At 68.2% G+C, this 21,990-nt stretch carries 19 protein-coding genes; 11 read left to right on the top strand and 8 right to left on the bottom strand.

Annotated features, from left to right (window positions below):
- Window positions 1–13: 13 nt before the first annotated feature.
- Window positions 14–1,336: a bifunctional folylpolyglutamate synthase/dihydrofolate synthase gene (locus KX816_17850; GenBank protein ID QXQ06034.1), complete on the top strand. Its 1,323-nt coding sequence runs from the start codon at window positions 14–16 to the stop codon at window positions 1,334–1,336.
- Here the strand turns inward: KX816_17850 and KX816_17845 are convergent.
- Together KX816_17845 and KX816_17840 are read right to left on the bottom strand one after the other, a co-directional pair.
- A complete protein-coding gene (locus KX816_17845; protein ID QXQ08657.1) occupies window positions 1,333–2,166 on the bottom strand; it encodes a GNAT family N-acetyltransferase in 834 nt (277 codons plus the stop codon). The two genes, KX816_17850 and KX816_17845, sit on opposite strands and share 4 nt — an antisense overlap.
- A 61-nt stretch (window positions 2,167–2,227) precedes the next feature.
- Window positions 2,228–3,550, bottom strand: a complete 1,323-nt coding sequence (locus KX816_17840) for an MFS transporter (GenBank protein ID QXQ06033.1) — start codon at window positions 3,548–3,550, stop codon at window positions 2,228–2,230.
- Between the two features lie 507 nt (window positions 3,551–4,057).
- On the opposite strand from KX816_17840, the gene KX816_17835 reads away from it, so the two are divergent.
- The 5 genes from KX816_17835 (at window position 4,058) to KX816_17815 (ending at window position 10,415) form a co-directional block, all read left to right on the top strand.
- Window positions 4,058–5,215 carry an aromatic ring-hydroxylating dioxygenase subunit alpha gene (locus tag KX816_17835; GenBank protein QXQ08656.1) on the top strand — a complete coding sequence of 386 codons (1,158 nt, stop codon included), beginning with the start codon at window positions 4,058–4,060 and terminating at the stop codon, window positions 5,213–5,215.
- Between the two features lie 55 nt (window positions 5,216–5,270).
- The gene (locus KX816_17830) at window positions 5,271–6,800 is read left to right on the top strand and encodes a sodium:proton antiporter (GenBank protein ID QXQ06032.1); all 1,530 of its coding nucleotides are present in this window, start codon (window positions 5,271–5,273) and stop codon (window positions 6,798–6,800) included.
- Window positions 6,801–6,846: 46 nt separating this feature from the next.
- Window positions 6,847–8,115, top strand: coding sequence for a dicarboxylate/amino acid:cation symporter (locus KX816_17825; GenBank protein ID QXQ06031.1), 1,269 nt, complete (start codon window positions 6,847–6,849; stop codon window positions 8,113–8,115).
- 73 nt (window positions 8,116–8,188) lie between these two features.
- Complete coding sequence (locus KX816_17820; protein ID QXQ06030.1) at window positions 8,189–9,661, top strand: NAD(P)/FAD-dependent oxidoreductase; 1,473 nt, start codon at window positions 8,189–8,191, stop codon at window positions 9,659–9,661.
- 181 nt (window positions 9,662–9,842) lie between these two features.
- Window positions 9,843–10,415: an opacity protein gene (locus KX816_17815; protein ID QXQ06029.1), complete on the top strand. Its 573-nt coding sequence runs from the start codon at window positions 9,843–9,845 to the stop codon at window positions 10,413–10,415.
- Window positions 10,416–10,536: 121 nt separating this feature from the next.
- On the opposite strand, the gene KX816_17810 is transcribed toward KX816_17815, so the two are convergent.
- The 3 genes from KX816_17810 to KX816_17800 form a co-directional block, all read right to left on the bottom strand.
- Window positions 10,537–11,439 carry an Hsp33 family molecular chaperone HslO gene (locus tag KX816_17810; GenBank protein ID QXQ06028.1) on the bottom strand — a complete coding sequence of 301 codons (903 nt, stop codon included), beginning with the start codon at window positions 11,437–11,439 and terminating at the stop codon, window positions 10,537–10,539.
- A gap of 130 nt (window positions 11,440–11,569) precedes the next feature.
- Window positions 11,570–12,499, bottom strand: a complete 930-nt coding sequence (gene argF / locus KX816_17805; protein ID QXQ06027.1) for an ornithine carbamoyltransferase — start codon at window positions 12,497–12,499, stop codon at window positions 11,570–11,572.
- A 2-nt stretch (window positions 12,500–12,501) separates the two neighbouring features.
- Window positions 12,502–13,689 carry an aspartate aminotransferase family protein gene (locus tag KX816_17800; GenBank protein QXQ06026.1) on the bottom strand — a complete coding sequence of 396 codons (1,188 nt, stop codon included), beginning with the start codon at window positions 13,687–13,689 and terminating at the stop codon, window positions 12,502–12,504.
- 247 nt (window positions 13,690–13,936) lie between these two features.
- Here KX816_17800 and KX816_17795 point away from each other — a divergent pair, with 247 nt between their 5' ends.
- Window positions 13,937–14,689, top strand: coding sequence for an SDR family oxidoreductase (locus KX816_17795; GenBank protein ID QXQ06025.1), 753 nt, complete (start codon window positions 13,937–13,939; stop codon window positions 14,687–14,689).
- A gap of 12 nt (window positions 14,690–14,701) precedes the next feature.
- On the opposite strand, the gene KX816_17790 is transcribed toward KX816_17795, so the two are convergent.
- Window positions 14,702–15,589: an alpha/beta hydrolase gene (locus KX816_17790; protein ID QXQ06024.1), complete on the bottom strand. Its 888-nt coding sequence runs from the start codon at window positions 15,587–15,589 to the stop codon at window positions 14,702–14,704.
- Between the two features lie 21 nt (window positions 15,590–15,610).
- On the bottom strand, window positions 15,611–16,393 hold the full coding sequence (locus tag KX816_17785) for an ABC transporter permease (protein QXQ08655.1): 783 nt from the start codon (window positions 16,391–16,393) through the stop codon (window positions 15,611–15,613).
- A gap of 131 nt (window positions 16,394–16,524) precedes the next feature.
- On the opposite strand from KX816_17785, the gene KX816_17780 reads away from it, so the two are divergent.
- Window positions 16,525–17,049 (top strand): GcrA cell cycle regulator, encoded by a 525-nt coding sequence (locus KX816_17780; GenBank protein QXQ06023.1) that lies wholly within the window; start codon window positions 16,525–16,527, stop codon window positions 17,047–17,049.
- 36 nt (window positions 17,050–17,085) lie between these two features.
- Here KX816_17780 and phaC read toward each other — a convergent pair whose 3' ends face one another.
- Window positions 17,086–18,843: a class I poly(R)-hydroxyalkanoic acid synthase gene (phaC, locus tag KX816_17775; GenBank protein QXQ06022.1), complete on the bottom strand. Its 1,758-nt coding sequence runs from the start codon at window positions 18,841–18,843 to the stop codon at window positions 17,086–17,088.
- A gap of 140 nt (window positions 18,844–18,983) precedes the next feature.
- Here phaC and KX816_17770 point away from each other — a divergent pair, with 140 nt between their 5' ends.
- The 3 genes from KX816_17770 (at window position 18,984) to KX816_17760 (ending at window position 21,916) form a co-directional block, all read left to right on the top strand.
- Window positions 18,984–19,337, top strand: coding sequence for a hypothetical protein (locus tag KX816_17770; GenBank protein QXQ06021.1), 354 nt, complete (start codon window positions 18,984–18,986; stop codon window positions 19,335–19,337).
- A gap of 76 nt (window positions 19,338–19,413) precedes the next feature.
- On the top strand, window positions 19,414–20,631 hold the full coding sequence (locus KX816_17765; protein QXQ06020.1) for an LL-diaminopimelate aminotransferase: 1,218 nt from the start codon (window positions 19,414–19,416) through the stop codon (window positions 20,629–20,631).
- Entirely contained in the window at window positions 20,621–21,916 is a 1,296-nt protein-coding gene (locus KX816_17760; GenBank protein QXQ06019.1) for a homoserine dehydrogenase, read from the top strand. The genes KX816_17765 and KX816_17760 overlap by 11 nt, the downstream gene beginning before the upstream one ends.
- Window positions 21,917–21,990 lie beyond the last annotated feature (74 nt).

Below are 21,990 nucleotides of genomic sequence, written 5' to 3'. Positions count from 1 at the left end.
AAAGACGCCTGACATGGAAGCCGCGCGGGCGACCGACCCGGTGCTCGACGCGCTGCTCGCGGCGGCGTTCGCTTTGCATGAGCAGACCATGGACCTCGGCCTCGGGCGCTTGGAGCATCTGCTCCGCCGCCTCGGCAACCCGCACCTGAAGCTGCCGCCGGTGTTCCACATCGCCGGAACCAACGGCAAGGGGTCGACCGCGGCATTCCTGCGCGCCTGCCTCGAGGCCTCGGGGCGGCGGGTGCACAGCTATACCTCGCCGCACCTGATCCGCTTCAACGAGCGCATCCGGCTGGCCGGCAATATCGTCGACGACGAGACGCTGAAGGGGCTGTTGTCGGAGGTACTCGCGGTCAACGGCGGCGGGCGCATCACCTTCTTCGAGCTGACCACGGCGCTGGCCTTCATGGCGTTCGCGCGCACACCCGCCGACGCCTGCATCGTCGAGGTCGGCATGGGCGGGCGGCTCGACGCGACCAACGTCGTCATCCCCGAGGTCGCGGGCATCGCGCAGCTCGGGCTCGACCACCAGCAATGGCTGGGGCGCACCATCCTGGAAATCGCCGGCGAGAAGGCCGCGATCGCCAAGCGTGGACGGCCGCTGGTGCTGTCGAAATACCCGCGCGCGGTCACGGCGCGGATCGCCGAAGTCGCCGGGCTGGCGGGAGCGAAGTTGCTGGTCCGCGGCGATGACTGGGATGCGGCGACCTACGAGAACGCGCTTCACTACCGCGACCTGGCGGGCAAGGTCAGCTTGCCGCTGCCGCGCCTCGTCGGCGCGCACCAGCTCGACAACGCCGCGCTCGCGGTGGCGATGCTGCGCGCCCAGCATGTGCTGCCGATGCCCGATTCGGCGTTGCGCGCCGGGATGGGCTGGGCCGAGTGGCCGGCGCGCCTGCAAAAGCTCGAGCCGGGGCCGCTGACCGCCAAGCTGCCGCCCCACAGCGAAATCTGGCTCGACGGGGCGCACAACCCCGCCGGGGCCCGCGCCGTCGCCGACGCATTTCGCGGCCACAGCCTTGCCGAGCGGCCGTTCTACATCGTCGTCGGCATGCTTGCGGTGAAGGACATGGGCGGCTTCATGAAGCCGTTCGCGGGCCGTGCAACTGCAGTCTACGGGGTGCCGGTACCGGGGCACGAGCATCACTCGCCGGCAGCGCTCGCCGCTGCTGCGAAGGACGTCGGGCTGCCGGGGGTGGCCGCCACCGACGTCAGCGCCGCCATCGCCGAGATTGCCAAGGGTGCCGACCGCGCCCGGCCGCCGGTGGTGCTGGTCGCGGGCTCGCTCTACCTCGCGGGTGGCGTGCTCCAGGCCAACGGCCAGGACGCCGGCTAGTCGGAGTCGTTCGCGCCGATCACGAAGCGCCCCGCATAGCGCCGGGTGATGCGCTCGACTGGCATCACCACGAAAATGTCGGTGGTGTTGAACTGGCGATCGACAAAAGCGCCGTCGCCGATCATCGCGCCGACGCGGAGATAGCCTTTCACGAGTGGCGGCAGCGCCTTCGACGCGGCGCGCGTGTCGAAGCGCGTCGGGTCGAGCACGTCCATCGGGACATAATGCTCGGGCAGAGCGCGGGCGCGCAGTTCCGGCGGCGCGAGGTGGTGGTGGTACAGGTAGCTGAGTTCGGCGGCGTGCGCGGCAGGATCCGTGCCGTGGAGGGACGCGCAGCCGAACATGTGGCCGATCGAGTGGGTCTGCAGGTAGCTCGCGATGCCGCGCCACAGCAGCGTGATCGTGGTGTTGTTGCGGTAGGCAGGCGCGACACAGCTGCGGCCGAGTTCGAGAAGCTGGCCCGACGTCGCCGAGGTCGCGACCAACGGCGACAGGTCGTACTCGCCGGCCGAGTAGAAGCCGCGATTGAGCTCGGCGACGACCTGCCGGAGCAGGCGGTAGGTGCCGACGACGTGCGGCCGGCCGTCGTCGCCGTGGTCGATGACGAGCAGATGGTCACAGACCGCGTCATAGTCGTCGATATCGCGCCGCGCGGTCGTCATCCGCGGCGTCGGCGAGGCGCCCATCTCGTCGTAGAAAATCTGGTAACGCAACGCCTGCGCCGCGGCGATCTCCTCCGCCGAGGTCGCCAGCCGGACGTCGAGCTGCCCCGACCGATGGATGAACGGCGTCGCCGCAAGCCAGTCCGCCGCCACCGCCGTCGCCTTCATCGCGTGTGCCATGTGCCCGCTCCAAGCCGCCCCGGAATTGTGACAGCGCCGTAGCCGAGATTTATGACAGTGGCGCGCTGCTGTCGCCATCCCTGCGTGGCACGTCCGCCAGTCCCGACCTAAGCATATAAAGATAAAGAGTAATTCCCGGCACGGCAGCAAGCGTGGTGAACAGGTAGAAGTCGACAAAACCCATTTGCTGGATCATCGCACCGGCGCTGGTGCCCGTAACGAGGCGTCCAAGGATGCTCGCCGCCGCCGAGATCAGCGCGTATTGCGCCGCGGTGAAGCGCAGGTTCGACAGCGCCGAGAAATAGGCGACGACCGCGACCCCGCCGATGCCGCTGCAGAAGTTCTCGAAGCCGATCGCGCCCCCCATCGCGAGGTTGTTGTGCCCGACCACCGCCAGCCCGGCGAAGCTGAGGTTCGACACGCCCATCAGGATCAGCGCGATCAGCACGGAGCGCTTGAGCCCGAGCCGGCTGTACAGGATGCCGCCGACGAAGATGCCCAGCAGCAGCGTCCAGAACCCGACCCCGACGTCGTAGATCGCGATCTCGTCCTTGCTGTAGCCGAGCGCCTTGAACAGCGGGCGGAAGGTCAGGTTGGCCAGCGTGTCGCCGATCTTGTGGACCAGGATGAACAGCAGGATCAGAAAGGCTCCCGGTCGCTGGAAGAACTCCACGAACGGCCCGGCGATGGCACGCCACAGCTCGGCCCCGGTGCGCTTGGTGTCGGGCTCGTGGGCGCGCTTGGGCTCGCCCATCAGCAGCGCCGCGCCGACTGCGAACAGCGCGAACCCCGAGCAGACGAAATACGCCAGCGGCCAGCCCGACCGCTGCGCGATGACCAGCGCCAGCCCACCCGCGCCCGCAGCGCCGATGCGCCAGCCGTACTGCGACATGCCCGACCCGACGCCGAGCTGCGCTTCGGACAGCAATTCGATCCGGTAGCCGTCGATGACGATGTCATAGGTCGCGCCCGCAACGCCGACCAGCAGCGCCGCGAATGCCGTTGCCCCGAGACCGCCCGACGGCGGATGCAGTCCGAGGTTGATCACCGCCGCCATCACCAGCGCGCCCGCGAACAGGATCCACGACACCCGCTGCCCCATCCGCCCGAGGCCCGGCAGGCGCACGCCCTCGATCACCCAGGCCCACAGGAACTTGAGGTTGTACGGCAGCAGCACCAGCGCGAACGCCGTCACCGCCTTGATGTCGGTGCCGTCGTCGGACAGCCAACTCGCCAGCGTCGCCGCGATCATCGTGTACGGAAACCCCGACGAAATCCCCAGCGCCAGTGCCGCCAGCGGGGCGGGCTCGGCGTACGGGCGGACCGCGGCGGGAAGGATGTTGCGCCAGCTGGCGGCGGGGACGGAGTTCATGACGCGACCCTAGCACCGGCGCGCGGGCGCGCCAGTGTGGGGCATTGCGGCGATGCCCCCGCCACTTCTCCCCCCTCCCCTGAAGAAGGCGAGGAGCAGGCGCGCGAAGGCCCCCGCCGGTGCTCCAACACCGTGGGGGCGCTTGTTAGGCTCGTCCATCCTCCGGCTATCTCCCGCCCGGCGCTAACTGGGTGGGGCCTCAAGGCTGAATGCGAGAGCGATCGATGCAGGGGCGGGCGTCGACAGGACGGTAAAGGTGGCGAGCGGCGGTGCTGCTCAACCCGGGCTTCGCAGGCCTCGGTCGGCAGCGTGGCGTCCTGTCGTCGGCGGCTTCCCGGTGCCCGTGCATCGAACTCGAAACCGGAGTTCAGGGTAGCGCTCCCTGTTCGCCGGTGGGCCCTCACCAAAGGATACGAGACCCAGGATCAAGATTAACCCAAAAGGTTCGTTATGTCAATCGGATTGTCGCAGTTCACGGGCCCGTCAATCGGGAGTATCGTGCCTGCCATGAACGCGGTCACGCCCTTCCGCCGCCCGACGCCGGGCCAACTCGCGCTCGCCGAGGCGATGCCGGCGGTGGCGCTGGCCGGGCGCGGGACCGAGGTCACGTCGAGGGTCGCGGCCACCGCTTACACCGACCCCGCTCGCTTCACCGCCGAGCGCGAGCGCTTGTTCGAGGCCCTGCCGGTGCCGGTCGCACCATCGGCGCTGCTGCCCCGTCCAGGCATGAGCGTAACCCATGACGGCTTCGGCGTGCCGATCCTGCTGACCCGCGACAAGGACCGGCGGGTCCGCGCGTTCCTCAACGTCTGTCGCCACCGCGGCACACGGCTGGTCGAGGCGAGCGAGCCGACCGAAACGCCGCGCCTCGTCTGCCCCTATCATGCGTGGACCTACAAGCTCGACGGCAGCCTCTCGGGGCTACCCCGCCCGGAGACTTTCCCCGGTCTCGACAAGACGACGCGTGGCCTCGTCGAGCTGCCGTCGCGCGAGGCCGGCGGACTCATCTGGGTCGGCCTGAGGGCGGACCGAAACTACGACTTCGACCTCGCGACCGGGCCGCTGGCGGCGGACTTCGACGCGCTCGGCTTCGGCGACCAGTTCCTCTACGCGCGCAAGACCCATGACGTCGCTTCAAACTGGAAGCTGATCATGGACGCTTTCCTCGAGAGCTATCACGTCACACGACTGCACGCCGACACCATCGGCAAGTTCTTCCAGGACGGCGTCACCACCGGCGACACCATCGGGCCGCACGCGCGCTCCGCGGTAGGCCGCGCGGAGAAGCTCGAGGGCATCGACTGGTCGGACTGGGGCGCGCTCCGGAAGACCGTGACCTTCGCCTACCAGCTGGTCCCCGGCACCATCGTCGTCGCGTCGCCGGACTATATCAACATCATGACGCTGATGCCGCAGGCGGTCGACCGGACGCTGGTCGAGGACTTCATGCTGATTCCGGAGGCGCCCGCGACCGACAAGGCGGAGGCACACTGGGCCCGCAGCTGGGCGTTGCTCGACGGCGGGGTGTTCGCGGCCGAGGACTTCCGCGCCGCAACGCTCGGCCAGCGCGGGCTGTCGTCGGGGGCGGTAGACCACGTCCTGCTCGGCGGGCTGGAGCAGGGCATCAAGCGCTTCCACGACACGGTCGACGCACTGATCGCCTAGGTTTGCGCCACGTGGCGATTGCCTTGGTGGGTCCGCCGCGCGTTAGACTGCACGGATGAGTTTTTTCGAAAGCCTGCTGGCGCTGATGCTTGCGGCGATCCTGCTGCTGCAGGTGTCGCGGCGGCTGGGGCTGCCGTATCCCGCGATGCTGGCGCTCGCCGGTGTCGGGGTCGCGTTCGTGCCCGGTGCGCCGACGATCCTGATCGACCCGCACACCGCGCTGCCGCTGTTCATCGCGCCGGTGCTGCTTGATGCCGCCTACGACCTGCCGGTCGGGACCGCGTGGAAGCTGTGGCGCCCGCTGTTCGTACTCGCGGTGGTGTCGGTGCTGGCGACGGCGGCAGTGGTCGCGTGGATCGGCTGGGCCTTCGCCGGGTTGCCACTCGCTGCGGCAGTCGTGCTCGGGGCGATCGTCGCGCCGCCCGACGCAGCTGCTGCGACCGCGGTGCTCGGCAGTGTATCGGTTCCGCACCGGACGGTGACGGTCCTGAAGGGCGAGAGCCTGTTCAACGACGCGACCGCACTGCTGCTGTTCGCGGGTGCGCTGGCGGTGCAGGCGCAGGGTAGCTTCACCGGCGGTGTCGCCCTGCAGATCGGCCTTGCGGCGCCCGGCGGCATCCTGCTCGGCATCGCGCTCGCCTATGTCGCCAAGTGGCTCAACCGCTTCGTCGCGGGGACGCTCGGCGGCAACCTGCTCCAGTTCGTCAACGTCTTCCTGATCTGGATCATCGCCGACCGACTGCACCTGTCGGCAGTCCTGGCGGTCGTGGCGTTCGCGATGACGATCGCCCGCGACCGCACGGTTCAAAGCTCGCCCCGAATGCGCGTCCACAGCTTCGCGGTGTGGGCGACGGTGGTGTTCCTGCTCAACGTCTTTGCCTTCCTGCTGATGGGGATGCAGGCCCGGACCATCGTCGGCCGCATGGAGCCGGCGCGCTTCCAGGATGCGCTTGGTATCGCCGGGATGACCATCGCTGCGGTGATCGTCGTGCGCTTCGTCGTGGTAATGGGGTGGAACCGGCTTGCGGTCTATTCGCGCCTGATGCGCGGCGACCTCGAGCCGCCGACCACGTCGCAAGGGCTGTTTGTCAGCTGGTGCGGGATGCGCGGGCTGCTTTCGATGGCGACGGCGTTCGCCTTGCCCGCCGATTTTCCGCAGCGCGACATCGTCGTGCTGACTGCGTTTGCGGTCGTCCTGGCGACGCTGGTGATCCAGGGCATGACGCTGGCGCCGTTGATCCGCTGGCTCAAGCTCGACGAACTGGAGGACGGCGACCGGCTGCTCACCAAGGCGCGCATCAAGCTGGCCTCGGCCGGTCTGGGAATGCTTGAGGGCCAGGCCGGGGCCGAGCCCGACGTGCTCAGGTCCCGCTACGCGCTCGAGGCGGACCCTGCGGCGGTGAAAGCCTGGCACCGCTACCGCAAGATGGGGCTGACCGCGGTCGCCGCCGAGCGCGCCAAGCTCGAATGGATGCGCGAGACCCACGAGCTCAGCGACGACAGCTATTATCTGCTCCAGGAGGAGATCGACTGGCGCCAGCTGGCCCTGCTGCCGGAGGACGACCGGCGTATCGAGGAGAGCTGACGATTATCGTTGACCGCCGCGGCGGCCTCCCGCCACTTGGCAGCCGATGAACAACCGCCTCACGCGCTACATCCTGATCGCGCTCGTCGTCGGCATCGCGACCGGCTGGGCCGTCAACCGTTTCGCCGCGAGCCCGGAGCAGGCGAAATCGATCGCCGGCTACCTCGGCATCGTCACCGACGTGTTCCTGCGCCTGATCAAGATGATCATCGCGCCGCTGGTGCTGGCGACGCTGACCACCGGCATCGCGCACATGGGGGCGGGCGCTGCGATCGGCCGGATGTTCGGGCGGACGCTGGCGTGGTTCATCGTCGCCAGCCTGGTGTCGCTCAGCCTCGGCCTGGTGATGGTCAATTTGCTCCAGCCGGGCGTCGGTGTCGGGCTGCCGCTGCCGCCGGTCGATGCGGTCACCGGCGTGGTCAAGACCGCCTTCAACCTCAAGGACTTCGTCGGGCATATCGTGCCGAGCTCGATCTTCGAGGCGATGTCGAAAAACGAGGTGCTGCAGATCGTCGTGTTCTCGATGTTCGCCGGCATCGGCCTGATCGCGATCGGCGAGGCCGGGCACCCGATCACTCGCGCCCTCGACGCTTTGGTCCACCTGATGCTGAAGATCACCGGCTACGTGATGAACGTCGCGCCGTTTGCAGTGTTCGCCGCGGTCGCCGCTTCGATCGCCACCGAGGGCCTCGGCATCATCGTCACCTTCGCGCGCTTCATGGGCGGGTTCTACCTGGCACTGGTCATTCTGTGGGTGCTGCTGATCGCGGCCGGCGGCGCGGTCATCGGCTACGGGCCCGTGCTGCGCCTGATCCGCGCGGTCCGCGAACCGTTCCTGATCACCTTCGCGACGGCCTCGTCGGAAGCGAGCTACCCCAAGCTGCTGCAGGCGCTCGAGCGCTTCGGCATCCCGCCACGGATCGCGTCGTTCGTGTTGCCGCTCGGCTATTCGTTCAACCTCGACGGCTCGATGATGTACTGCAGCTTCGCCGCGCTGTTCATCGCGCAGGCCTATGGTATCCACCTGCCGCTGAGCTCGCAGATCGGTATGCTGCTGTTGCTCATGGTGACGTCGAAAGGCATCGCCGGGGTGCCGCGCGCGTCGCTGGTGGTAATCACCGCGACGCTGCCATTCTTCCAGATTCCGGAGGCGGGCGTGCTGCTGATCCTCGCCATCGACCACTTCCTCGACATGGGGCGGTCGGCGACGAACGTGATCGGCAACGCGGTGGCGACTGCGGTGGTGGCGAAGTGGGAAGGGGACAAGCATCCCGCGCACCAAGCCGCCGCGCCGGCTCACGGCGCCTCTGCGTAGGAGCGCTCCGCAGCGCTTCACGCGGGACGTCATCCGCGCTATCCTGCCTGACGTTAACGTCAAGGCGACCACCATGACCGAGCATTTCGACGTCCTGATCGTCGGCGCGGGGCTGTCGGGCATCGGCGCGGCCTATCATCTCCAGCAGCGTTGCCCGTCGAAATCGTACGTCATCCTCGAAGGCCGCGGCAGCATCGGCGGTACCTGGGACCTGTTCCGCTACCCCGGCATCCGGTCGGACTCGGACATGTACACGCTCGGCTACAGCTTCCGGCCGTGGCGCGAGGCCAAGGCGATCGCCGACGGCCCGTCGATCCTCAGCTACGTCCGCGACACTGCCAGCGAGGCTGGCATCGAGCCGCACATCCGCTTTGACCACCACGTCAAGTCCGCCGCCTGGTCGACCGCGGACGCGCGCTGGACGATCGTCGCCGAGCAGGGCGGCGAGACCCGCGAGATCACCGCCAACTTCGTCATGCTCTGCAGCGGCTACTACAATTATGCCGCCGGCTACACGCCCGAATGGCCCGGCACCGCCGGTTTCGCGGGGCAGGTCATCCACCCCCAATTCTGGCCCGAAGACCTCGACTACGCCGGCAAGCGCGTCGTCGTCATCGGCAGCGGCGCGACTGCGGTGACGCTGATCCCGGAGATCGCACGCACCGCGGCCAGCACGACGATGCTCCAGCGCTCGCCGACCTACGTGGTGTCGCGCCCCGCGGCAGACCCGATCGCGGACTGGCTGCGGGGCCACCTGCCGGCCAAGCTCGCCTACAGCCTAGTGCGCTTCAAGAACGTCAGCCTCGGGATGTTTTTCTTCAACATGGCGCGCAAGAAGCCGGAGAAGGTCAAGGCGCGGCTGGTCGGCATGGTGCGCCAGCATCTCGGCCCCGACTACGATGTCGATACCCACTTCACGCCGCGCTACAACCCGTGGGACCAGCGCCTTTGCCTGGTGCCCGACGCCGACCTGTTCGACGCGATCAAGGCCGGGCGCGCCGACGTCGTCACCGACACCATCGAGACGTTCACGCCCACCGGCATTCGCCTCGCCTCGGGCAAGGAACTGCCCGCCGACATCGTCGTCACTGCGACCGGTCTCGACATGCAGCTGGCGGGCGGGGTGCACTTCAGCGTCGACGGAGCGCCGGTCGCGCTCAATGAGGCGCTCAGCTACAAGGGCATGATGTTCTCCGACGTGCCGAACCTGGTGTCGGTGTTCGGCTACACCAACGCCTCGTGGACACTGAAGGCCGACCTCACCAGCGAGTACGCTTGCCGCCTGCTCAACGCGATGGACGCCAAGGGCATGCGCCAGTGCACCCCGCTCCGCGGCGACGCCGCGATGGACCCCGCGCCGTTCCTCGATTTCAGCAGCGGCTACGTGGCGCGCGGCGTCGGGAGATTCCCGAAGCAGGGCGTCGAGAAGCCGTGGCGGGTCGACCAGAACTACGCCAAGGACCTGATGACGATCCGCTACGGGAAAGTGGCGGACGGGCGGATGACGTTTACGAACCCGGTCGTGCGGGAGCGGGTCGCGGCCTGACCCAGTTCGCCCCATGACAGAATTGTTACGCGTTGTCAGCCCGTAACAACTGTGGCCCATAAGCCACTGATATCAGAAACGTTCGGCCGACCACGGAGCCTTATCGGTCTGCAGGGTTTTTGCACGTCCCGGCATTCGCGTTGGACGCGTCCGGGCATCAGTAGTCACAGATAGGTGCTTAATGCTTAAGATCGTCATCGCCGCCGCGCTCGGCGCGGCCACGCTCGCCGCGCCCGGCGTCGCCTTCGCACAGGATACCGCGCCCGCCACCGCTCCCGACGGCACGCGTGCCTTCGGCCTGTCGCCGTACTTCGGCATCGGCGGCAGTTACCAGGATTTCGACAAGGACGTGACCAAGGGCCCGCTCACCCAGGGCAACGGCGCCCACGCCCCGGCGATCGACGCCTTTGCCGGTGTCGACGTGCCGCTCGGGCCGGTCGTCGTCGGCGTCGAGGGTCAGGGTGCCCGCGGCTTCCAGGACATCAAGTGGGAATACGGCGCGATGGGCCGCATCGGCCTGCGCGCTGGTGAGAGCGGGCTGATCTTCGTCCGCGCCGGTTACCGCTGGATCGAAGGCCGCCACGGCTTCGGCAACGATCGCAACGAGGTCTATGGCCTCGGCGTCGAAGTCGGCCCGAAGAGCATCGGGCTCGGTGGCCTTGCCAAGAACTCAGGCGTCCGGCTGCGTCTCGCGGTCGACACCTATGACCTCCAGAGCATCCGCCCGTCGGCTGCGCTGGTCTTCCACTTCTAGCCTGCAGCGAGGGGCGGCCCAGCGGGTCGCCCCTCGTATTTTCGGCGACTGTCCAGCTTGGACGGCGTTGCAACTGCTCTCATTGTCAGCCCGGGATGACACCCGGCGTTCGGGGCCGGTCCTAAACCTCGATCACCCACGTCCGCGCGCAAAATTCGCAGTCGACACGGACCTTGCCGTCGTCGCCACGCATCTGAACCCGCTCCGCCTCCGGAAACTTGCCGAGCACGGTCGCTATGTGGGTCGGCGAGCAGCGGCAGCCACGGCCGGGCACCGGCCCCTCGACGACGCGCACCTGCTCCTCGTGGAACAGCCGCCACAGCAGAGTCTCTGCGGTCAGGTCGGGGTCGGTGAGTTCGGCATCGCTGACCGTCGAGGTTAGCGCGACGACATGCTCCCAGTCCGGGTGGGCGCGGCCTTCGTCGATGGCGACCGACAGCCGCTCGCCGCCGATCTCGCTCCGCGCGAGGTGTTGGACCAGGATGCCGCCGGCGATCCAGCCGGTTTCCGCGCTGCCCGATATGCCGACCCTGACGAGGGTGGGGAGCTGTTCGGAACCCTCGAAATAGCCGGTGACCGCCTCGCTGAGGTTCGCCCCCTCCAGCGGCACGATGCCCTGGTAGCGCTCGCTGCTCGCGGTCGGGTCGAGGGTGATCGCGAGGTGCCCGGTGCCGAAGAGGCCGGGCAGGCTCATGCCCCCCGGGATGACCGCGTCGCGGTCGAAGCGGACGTAGCCACGGACCTGCCCGCCGCGATAGTCGCAGACCAGCAGGTCGACCGCGCCGCCGGTCGACTGGGCCTGCAGCGTCATCTGGGCCGCGCCGTCCTGCAACGTGCCGCCGAGCAGCGCCGTCAGGGTCAACGCCTCCGCCAGCAGGCGCGCGACCGGCTCCGTGTAATCATGCGCCGCCAGCACCGCGTTGAGCGCGGCGTCGAGGCGCACGACGCGGCCGCGCACGTTGCGGTCGGCGACGGAGAAGCCGAGCGAGCGGTCGGCGATTGGGGCGAGGGTTTCGGTCAGCATGGCGAGCGTTCCGTAAAATCAATCGTCATCCCGGTGAACGCCGGGACCCATCACCGGAATTCGGGAGATGGGTCCCGGCTTTCGCCGGGATGACGTGCGTTGGGCGGGCAGGCTCACCCAGATAGGAAGCTCAGCCGATTTTCCCAAGGCACCAGAGCAGGATCGCCTTCTGCACGTGCAGCCGGTTCTCGGCCTCGTCCCAGACCGCCGACTGCGCGCCGTCGATAACCGCGTCGGTGACTTCCTCGCCGCGATGGGCCGGAAGACAGTGCAGGAACACGGCATCGGGCAGGGCGGCCGCCATGACGTCGGGGGTGACGCGGAACGGCGTCATCGCGCCGACCTTGTCCTTGGTCTCGGCCTGGCCCATCGACACCCAGGTGTCGGTGACGACAACGATCGCACCCTCGACCGCGGCCTTGGCGCTGCGGACCACGTCGAGCGAACCGCCGCGCGCACACGCCGTCGCCATGACCGCCTGGTCGGGGTCATAGCCGTGGGGAACGCCAAGCTTGAGGTCGAAATCCATGACGCTGGCGGCCTCGATAAGCGAGTGCGCCATGTTGTTGCCGTCGCCGAGCCAGGCCCAGCAGGTGCCCTCGACCGGCTGTCCGAGGCGCTCCTCGACGGTCATCAGATCGGCCATCGCCTGGCAGGGGTGACCGAGATCGGTCAGCCCGTTGATCACCGGCACCGATGCGGACTCGGCCAGCGCCTCGACCGTGGCATGGAGATCGGCGCGGAGCATGATCGCATCGACGAAGCGGCTCAGCACCCGCGCCGTGTCGGCGATGCTCTCGCCGCGCCCGAGCTGCATGTCGCCCGCGCTCGACACGATCGCCGAGCCGCCGAGCTGGCGCATGCCGATGTCGAAGCTGAAGCGGGTCCGCGTCGACGGCTTCTCGAAGATCATTGCGAGACTGTGCCCGGTCAGCGGCGCATCTGAGTCGAGCGCACCCTTGGGCAAGCCGGCGCGCGCCGCCTTGCGCCGATGCGCTTCGTCGAGGATCGTCCGCAGCGCTGCCTTGCCGGGCGTCGCGAGGTCGAGGAAATGCCTCACGGTCAGGCAGCTTGGGCGGGGACGTAGGCCCGCGCCGCGTCGCTGAGCTTGTCGATCGCCTCGCGGACGTGGCGCTCCTCGATGATCAGCGGCGGCAGCAGGCGGATGACGTTGTCCCCGGCGGCGACGGTCAGGATGCCGTGGCTGCGCGCGTGGCCGACGAAGGCGCGGCTGTCGGATTTCATCTTGAGGCCGAGCATCAGCCCGACGCCGCGAACGCTCTCGAACAGGTGATCGTGGTTCGGGATCATCTGCTCGAGGCCCTGGCGCAGCCGCAGCCCCATGTCCTTGACGTGGTCGAGGAAGGCGCGGTCGTCGATGATATCGAGGCAGGCGTTCGCCGCTGCCATCGCCAGCGGATTGCCGCCGAAGGTCGAGCCGTGGGTGCCGACGACCATGCCGCTGGCAGCGTGCTCGGTGGCGAGGCACGCCCCGACCGGGAAGCCGCCGCCGATACCCTTGGCGATCGACATGATGTCGGGGACGATGCCGTAATGCTCATAGGCGAACAGTTCGCCGGTGCGCCCGACGCCGCATTGGACCTCGTCGAAGATGAGCAGGAGCCCGTGCTTGTCGGCGAGGTCGCGCAGGCCCTGCAGGAACGCCTGGGTACCGGGGCGGATGCCGCCCTCGCCCTGGATAGGTTCGACGAGGATGCCGCCGATGCTGTCGTCGATCGCTGCAGTTGCGGCTTCGAGATCGCCGAACGGCAGCACCGTCGCCCAGTCGGGCAGCGGCTCGAAGCCGTCGCGGAGCTTATGCTGGTCGGTCACCGAGATCGTCGCCATCGTCCGCCCGTGAAAGGCGTTCGAGAACGTCAGGATCCGATACTTCTGCGGGTTGCCGGCGGCGAAATGATGGCGGCGGCAGGTCTTGATCGCGCACTCGAGCGCTTCCGCACCCGAATTGGTGAAGAATACCGTGTCGGCGAAGGTCCGGTCGACAAGGCGCTGCGCGGTGCGGGCCTGGTCGGGCGCGCCGTACAGGTTGCTGATGTGCATCAGCGTCGCGGCCTGCTTCTGGATCGCGCCGATCAGGTGCGGATGGCTATGGCCGAGCGCGTTGACCGCGATGCCGCTGGCGAAGTCGAGCCATTCGCGCCCTTCGGCATCGTACAGGTAGCAGCCTTCGCCGCGCACCGGAGCGACCTCGCAGCGGCCGTAGACAGGCATCATAGCCGTGATCGTCATCGTCGTGGGCCTTCTCGCCAACGCAAACGGGCGGCACCAACGGCCGCCCGAAGGGCGATCCTTTAGCGGGTGGGAGGGGGTGGCTCAAGCCCTGTCTCTTGGCTGGGGGACGGACATCACGTCGCGCGACACGGGCTGTTGTCGCGAAACTTCTCTCGACCACCGCCAAACGAAATCTTCGCGACGTCGCCCCTTCTCCGGTCGCCCGCGATGGTTACGTCTGCGTCTCCAATTCAGGAGACGGACCATGACCACCGACCTCACCGGCAAGATCGCACTCGTTACCGGCAGCGCGCGAGGCATCGGGCATGTGACTGCGACCACCCTCGCGGCGCGCGGTGCGCATGTGCTCGCGCACCAGCGCGTCGCCGGTGACAGCCCGCTGGTCGCCGCGATCGTCGCTTCGGGGGGCAAGGCGACCGTGGTGACCGGTGACCTCGAAACCCCGGCTGGCGTTGCCGCGCTGGCCACGTCGACGATCGCTGCGCTGGACGGCGCCAGGCTCGATATCCTGGTGCACAACGCCGGTATCCTCGCCGGGGGCACGTATGAGCAGGAGACGGTCGAGCTGTTCGACAAGCAGTTCGCGGTCAACGTCCGTGCGCCGTTGTTCCTGACCCGGGCGCTGCTGCCGCACCTTGCCGACGATGGCGGGCGGATCATCGTGCTGTCGTCGGTGGTCGCGCGGACCGCTTTCCCGGGCTACCTGTCCTACGCGATGACCAAGGGCGCCGTGAACGTCTTCATCCGCAACCTGGCGGCGGAGCTTGGGCCCCGCGGTATCACCGTCAACGGCATCGCGCCGGGGGTCATCGAAACCGACATGTCGTCGATTTTCGCCGGATCGGACGAGGGCCTCGCCTTCGTGCTGTCGATGCAGGCGCTCAAGCGCATCGGCCAGCCCGACGACATCGCCGACGTCGTCGCCTTCTATGCGTCGGCCGCATCGCGCTGGATCACCGGGCAGATCGTCGAAGTCTCGGGCGGCTCCAGGCTCTAGCGCTTCGCAGCTTCAGCGCGACACTTCGGCGACCGCATCCACCACCGCCTGCGGGGCGTCCTTCATGATGTTGTGGGATGCGCCCGCGACGGTGCGCTGGGCGCCGCGGGTCGAACGGGCGGCGAGCGCCGCGTGGCGCGCCTCCCAGCGCGGGTCGGCATCGGCGCTCAGGCCCGCCGTCAGGACGATGATCGGCAGGTCGCCGTAGTCTTGCCGGCCGGCGCGAAGTGCGTCGGTGTTGGCCCCGGCGATCGCGGCATACTCGCTCGCCTGGGTCTGCCAGTGGCCGGGGTCGAGGGCAGCGGCCTGCAAGACTTTCGCCATTGCCGGCGACAGGCCGGGTGACAGGGCGGGGGTGCAACGCGCGAGCTTGGGATCGGTCGACGGCAGGGCGTGGGCAAGTGCGGCTGCAGCGCAGCGCTGGTACACCGCGACCCGTGCGGCGACCATCTCGTCCTGCTCGTCGAACTGACCCTCGATCGACGGGTCAACGAGGACCATCCCGGCGACCGAGCGGGGGTAGGCATCGGCGAACAGCCGCATCGTCATCGCGCCCGCCGAATGGCCGACGAGGACATAGGGCGGCGCGACCTTCGCAGCCTTGAGCACCGCCGCGAGGTCGGCGACGACGGCGCGTCCGTCGCGGGGCATCGGCCCGGGGTCGCTGAAGCCCATTCCTGCGCGGTCGTAGGAGCAGACCCGATTGGTCCGGGCGATCATCGGCTGAACCTTCGACCACGCCCACGTCGTTGCGCCGAAGCCGGCCTCGAGGACCACCGCCGGGCTGCCCGTACCGATGCAGTAGAGGTTGATCTTGCGCCCGTCGGCAAGCGGCACCAGCCGCTGCGGGGTTTCCCACGGTGCTGCCCCGGCGAGCAGCGCAACCGCGACCAGTATCACCGCAGGCTCACGGCCGCTGGGTCATGGCCGGAGCCGCCAGCCCGACTTGAGCAGTGCGTAGCAGAGCCACCACAAGCCCACGTCGAGGACCAGCAGCACGAGCGCACCTTGCAGCGCGAGGCCGTCGCTGACCCCCAGGAAGCCGTACCGGAACCCGTCGATGACGTAGAAGAACGGGTTGGCATGGCTGATCGCCGCCATCGTCGGCGAGACCTTGTCGATCGCATAGAAGGTGCCCGACAACAGGGTCAGCGGCTGGACGATGAAGTTGGTGATCGCGGCGGCGTGGTCGAACTTGTCGGCCCAGATGCCGGTCAGGATGCCGAGCAGCGCCAGCAGGACGCTCCCCATCGTGCCGAAATACAGGACCACCAGCGGATAGCGGATCGGCACGTCAACGCCGGGCGCGATCAGCATCGCCACCCACACCGCGAGACCGACCAGCCAGGCCCGGGTCAGCGCGCTGCCGACCCACGACACCAGCAGCTCGCCGGCCGACAGCGGGGGCATCAGCACGTCGACGATGGTGCCCTGGATCTTGGCGATCAGCAGCGACGACGACGTGTTGGCAAAGCTGTTCTGGATCATGCCCATGACGATCAGCCCAGGCCCGAGGAAATCGGCGAACGGAACGCCAAGCATCGACGGCCGCGAACGGCTCATCGCCACCGCGAAGATCACCAGGAACATCAGCGTCGTGATTGCCGGTGCCCAGATGGTTTGCAGCTGGACCTTGAAAAACCGCCGCACCTCCTTCAAGTAGAGGGTCTTCAGGCCCTGCCAGTTGACCGAGGGGATGACCATCACCCCCGGCTCGGCGTGGCCATCGTTCAGCGGTCGTTGAGCGGTCTGGTCGAGCATCGTCCCACTCCTAGGCGTCAGGGGCCGCTCGTCGCAAGCCGTTCCGCGTCTCGCCAAGTTTGGAACCGCCGCCCATGTCGTGGACCGACGCTCGCATCGACCTGCTCCGCAACAGCTGGGAGCAGGGTATGACGGCGAGCCAGATCGCCGAGCTGCTAGGCGAAGGTGTTACCCGCAACGCCGTCATCGGCAAGGCGCACCGTCTCGGGCTGCAGTCGCGCCCGTCTCCCGTGAAGGGTGGCGAGGCCGCCATCGCCGAGGTCATCGCCAGCTCTGTCGCGACTCCGGTCGCGTCCTCGAGCGCCGCGCCGTCACCCGCCGCGCCGCGCCCGGTTCCCGTGGCGGTGATCAAGAAGCCGCGCCCGCTGACCAATGCCAAGCCGGCGCGCACGACGTTGCTCGACCTGTCGGAGAAGGTCTGCAAATGGCCGATCGGCCATCCCGGCGACACCGACTTCCACTTCTGCGGCAAGCCGAGCGCGACGGGTTTCCCGTATTGCATGGAGCATTGCGCCGTCGCCTATCAGGCCCAGCAGCCCCGCCGCGACCGCAACCGCGCCCCGCCCCCGATCATGCCGGGCTTCGGCCCGCGGCGCTAAGTTTTCTTCCCTCCCCCGCTTGCGGGCGAGGGAAGTTCACGCCCGCTCCTTCACGTATCTCCCCGGCGCGTCCTCGATCGCCTTGAGCGGCCCCTCGCCCGGCACCCGCGCCGGGACCTTGTCGCTCGACTGCGCGCTCAGCCACACGATCCAGTCGGGCCACCAGCTGCCCTTGTGCTCGGTCGCGCCGGCGACGAACTCGGCGAAGGCGGCGGGCAGGGCGTCGTTGGTCCAGTACTGGTATTTGTGCTGGCTCGGCGGGTTGACGACGCCGGCGATGTGTCCCGACCCTGCCAGCACGAAGCGGACCGGGCCGCCGAACGCCTGGGTGATCCGGTAGGCCGAGCGCGCCGGGGCGATGTGGTCTTCCTTGCCGCCCTGGATATAGCTCGGCGTCATGACCGTCGACAGGTCGATCGGCACGCCGGCGACACTGATCCCGCCGGGCACGATCAGCTTGTTGTCGCGGTACATGTCCTCGAGATACGCCTTGTGCCACTGCGCCGGCACGTTGGTCGCGTCGCTGTTCCAGTAGAGCAGGTCGAACGGCAGATAATCCTTGCCGAGCATGTAGTTGTTGACGACGTAGTTCCAGATCAGGTCGTTCGAGCGCAGCATGTTGAAGGTCGTCGCCATCGCCGCGCCGGGCAGATAGCCCTTGCCTTCGGTCATCTTGGCGACACCCTCGATCTGCTCGTCGTCGACGAACACCGACAGGTCGCCGCAGTCGGCGAAATCGACCTGCGCGGTGAAGAAGGTGGCGGTCGCAACCTTGTCGGCCTGGCCCTTGGCGGTGAGGTAGGCGAGCGTCGCGGCCAGCGTCGTGCCCGCTACGCAATAGCCGATCGCGTGGGTGCGCTCGGCGCCGGTCGCCTCCAGCGTCTTGGCGATCGCCATCACCATGCCTTCGCCGACGTAATTGTCGAGGGTGACGTCCGCCAGGCTGGCGTCGGCGTTCTTCCAGGAAACGATGAACACCGTCAGGCCCTGCTCGACCGCCCAGCGGATGAAGCTCTTCTCCGGCGTCAGGTCGAGGATGTAGAACTTGTTGATCCATGGCGGGAAGATCAACAGCGGCGTCGCATACACGTCCGGTGTTGTCGGCGCGTACTGGATCAGCTGGAACAGCCGGTTTTCGAACACCACCTTGCCCGGCGTCACGGCGACATTGCGGCCGACCTCGAAAGCGGTTTCGTCGGTCATCCGCATGCGCCCGGCCTTCAGGTCGTCGAGCAGATGGTCGAGGCCCTTGAGCAGATTCTCGCCCTTGGTCTCGATCGTCGCCTTGAGCACTTCGGGATTGGTCAGCGGGTAGTTCGACGGGCTCAGCGCGTCGACGAACTGCCGGGCGTGGAACAGCGCCTTAGCCTTGTCGTGCTCGTCGAGACCGTCCAGGCCCGCGGTCGTCTCGAGGACGTATTTCGAGGCGAGCAGATAGCTTTGCCGCATCAGGTCGAAGGCCGGCAATTCGGCCCAGGCCGCATCCTTGAAGCGCTTGTCCCTGACGTCGGGCTTGGTTTCGGACGATGCGCCGGGCGTCAGGAACGACTGCCACAAGGCCAGGCTGTCGGTCATGAACCGGGTCTGCATCGCGGCGATCTTCTGCGGGTCTGCAGCCGCGGCGGCGGCGACCTTCTGCCATGTCGCCAGCATCCCGAACGGGTCGGGGTTGGCGGGCGCAGCCTCGCGGGTCATGAACTCGAGCATGGTCTGCTGACCACGTCCGATCAGGTCGCTCCAGCGCTGAAACTGGTCGAGTGCCGGCAGCGCGGGCGTGTCGGCAACTTCGGTCATCGGCGTCTCCGTCCCCGTTACCGAGTCTAGGCTACCCGGACGCCGGGCGGAAGCGTCTAGACACTTGGCGACGACATCGATTTGGCGCTAGCATCGTTGCCGACGGGCAACGTCGGCCCGTGCCAACCGGGGAGTTACCGATGAAGCACCTGATTCTGATTGCTGCACTGGCGCTGCTGCCGACTGTTGCCCTGGCGCAGGACGCCTCCGCCCCTGCTCCGGACGCTGCCGCCGCACCGGACGCCGCCGCGCCTGCCGCTGCGCCGGCAAGCCTGCCGAAGTGCTCGGCCAAGGTTACCGACAGCTGCCAGCAGACCAAGGCGCAGCAGGCAAATGCCCTCGATCATTATCCCGCCGACACCCGGGACGCCGGCAACAACAAGATCGGCGGCGCGGCGATGAGCAAGCCGGCGATGCACAAGAAGCACAAGCACGTCGCCCACAAGGCGATGACCACCACCACGACCACGACAACCGAAGCACCCGCCAAATAGTCCACTCGCGCGCTCAGGCGCGGTGTGGCAGGAGGAACGCGGCCCGCGCCAGTGCGGGCCGCGTCCGGACCACACCATGAACGACGACTTCTACCGCATTCGCCGCCTGCCACCCTACGTGTTCGCCGAGGTGAACGCGATGAAGGCCGCTGCACGCGCCCGCGGCGAGGACATCGTCGACCTCGGCATGGGCAACCCCGACAGCCCGCCGCCCGCGCACGTCATCGCCAAGCTGGCTGAAGTCGCGGCCAAGCCCGACGCGCATGGCTATTCGGCCTCGAAGGGCATTCCGGGCCTGCGCAAGGCTCAGGCCGCTTATTACAAGCGCCGCTTCAACGTCGTCGTCGACCCCGAGACCGAGGTTGTCGTGACGCTCGGTTCGAAGGAAGGCCTCGCCAACCTCGCGCAGGCGATCACCGCCCCCGGCGACGTCATCCTCGCGCCGAACCCGAGCTACCCGATCCACATGTTCGGCTTCATCATCGCCGGCTGCACGATCCGCTCGATCCCGGCCGCGCCGGGCCCGGACTTCTTCGAGAAGCTTGAGCGCGCCGTGCGCTACACCGTGCCGCGCCCGACCGTGCTGGTCATGGGCTACCCGTCGAACCCGACCGCGGAAACCGTCGACCTGGCGTTCTACGAGCAGGTCGTCGCGTTCGCGAAGGAGCACAGCATCTGGGTTATCAGCGACCTCGCCTACGCTGAGATCTACTTCGAGGACGACAAGCCGACGCCGTCAATCCTGCAGGTTCCGGGTGCCAAGGACGTCGCGATCGAGTTTACCTCGATGTCCAAGACCTACTCGATGGCGGGCTGGCGGATCGGCTTCGCGGTCGGCAATCCGCAGCTCATCGCAGCGCTGACCCGGGTCAAGTCGTACCTCGACTACGGCGCGTTCACGCCGATCCAGGCGGCGGCGGTAGCGGCGCTCAACGGCCCGCAGAACTGCATCGCCGAGCACCGCGCGCTGTACAAGCGCCGCCGCGACGTCCTGATCGAGAGCTTCGGGCGCGCCGGTTGGGAGATCCCGGTGCCGCGCGCCAGCATGTTCGCCTGGACCCCGATCCCGCCGGCGCTGCGCCACCTCGGCGCGGTCGAGTTCGCCAAGCAGCTCATTACCCACGCCCAGGTCGCGGTCGCCCCCGGCACCGGCTTCGGCGAGGAGGGCGAAGGCTTCGTCCGCATCGCGCTGGTCGAGAACGAGCACCGCATCCGGCAGGCGGCCCGCGGGGTGAAGCGCTACCTCCAGTCGATGGGCGTCAACACGCCGGGGATCAAATCCGTTGCCAGCTGAACCTTTGCGCATCGGCCTCGCCGGGCTCGGCACCGTCGGTGGTGGCGTTCTCGACCTCCTCCACACCAACGCCGCTTTGATCACCCGCCGTGCCAACCGCAAGATCGTCGTCACCGCGGTCAGCGCGCGTGACCGGCACCGCGAGCGCGGTGTCGACCTGTCGCGCTTTGCCTGGGTCGACGATGCGGGCGAACTCGCAAGCCGTGACGATGTCGACGTCGTGGTCGAGACCATCGGCGGCGCGGATGGCCCGGCGCTGACGCTGGCGCGCGCGGCACTCGGCGCGGGCAAGGCCTTTGTCACCGCCAACAAGGCGATGCTGGCGCACCACGGCCTCGAACTCGCCGCGCTCGCCGAAGCCAGAGGCACCGCGCTCAAGTACGAGGCCGCGGTGGCAGGCGGCATCCCGGTCATCAAGGGGCTGCGCGAGGGCGCGGCGGCGAACGAGCTGTCGAGCGTCTACGGCATCCTCAACGGCACCTGTAACTACATCCTGACGCGGATGGAGGCCGAAGGGCTGGGCTTCGCGGCGGTCCTCGGCGACGCGCAGCGGCTCGGCTATGCCGAGGCCGACCCAAGCTTCGACATCGACGGTATCGACGCGGCGCACAAATTGTCGCTGCTCGCCAGCCTCGCCTTTGCCAGCCGGCCCGACTTCGGCAGCGTCGCGACGACCGGCATCCGCGCCGTCGACAGCGCCGATATCGAGTATGCGGCGGCTCTCGGCTTCCGCATCCGGCTGGTCGGGCTGGCGAGTGCCGCCGGCGACCGGCTGTTCCAGCGCGTCCACCCGTGCCTCGTGCCCAAGTCGCACCCGCTCGCTCACGTCGACGGCGCCCTCAATGCCGTGGTTGCCGAGGGCAATTTCGTCGGACGGCTGTTCTTCTCGGGCCGCGGAGCCGGTGCCGGACCGACCGCCAGCGCCGTCGTCGCCGACCTCATCGACGTTGCGCGCGGCGAGGTCGGCCCGGCCTTCGCGATGCCGGTCGCCCAGCTTTCGGCGCTCCCCGCTGCCGACCAGGCCGATCATCAGGGCCGCTTCTACCTGCGGCTGACCGTCGTCGACCGACCCGGGGTCCTTGCTGCCCTGACCGCGGCCCTGCGCGATTCGAGCGTCTCGATCGAGAGCCTGATCCAGCGCGGCGATGGGCCCGGCGGCAGCGTCTTTGTCGTCATGGTCACCCACCACAGCGTCGAGCGGCAGGTCCGCGCCGCGCTCGACCGGATGGCCGCACTCGACGATGTCGTCGGCGCGCCGATGATGATGCACATCCTCGACCTCTAACGACCGCGTTAACGACGACCGCACCGAACTCGACTTTTGCGGGGGCGCGGCCTAGTCCCATGGGGACCTGACCC

The sequence above is a fragment of the Sphingosinicellaceae bacterium genome (assembly GCA_019285715.1).
In the GTDB taxonomy this organism is placed as follows: Bacteria; Pseudomonadota; Alphaproteobacteria; order Sphingomonadales; family Sphingomonadaceae; genus Glacieibacterium.
Note: the sequence above shows the minus strand (reverse complement) of the source record. Positions and strands in the feature narration are given on the sequence as shown.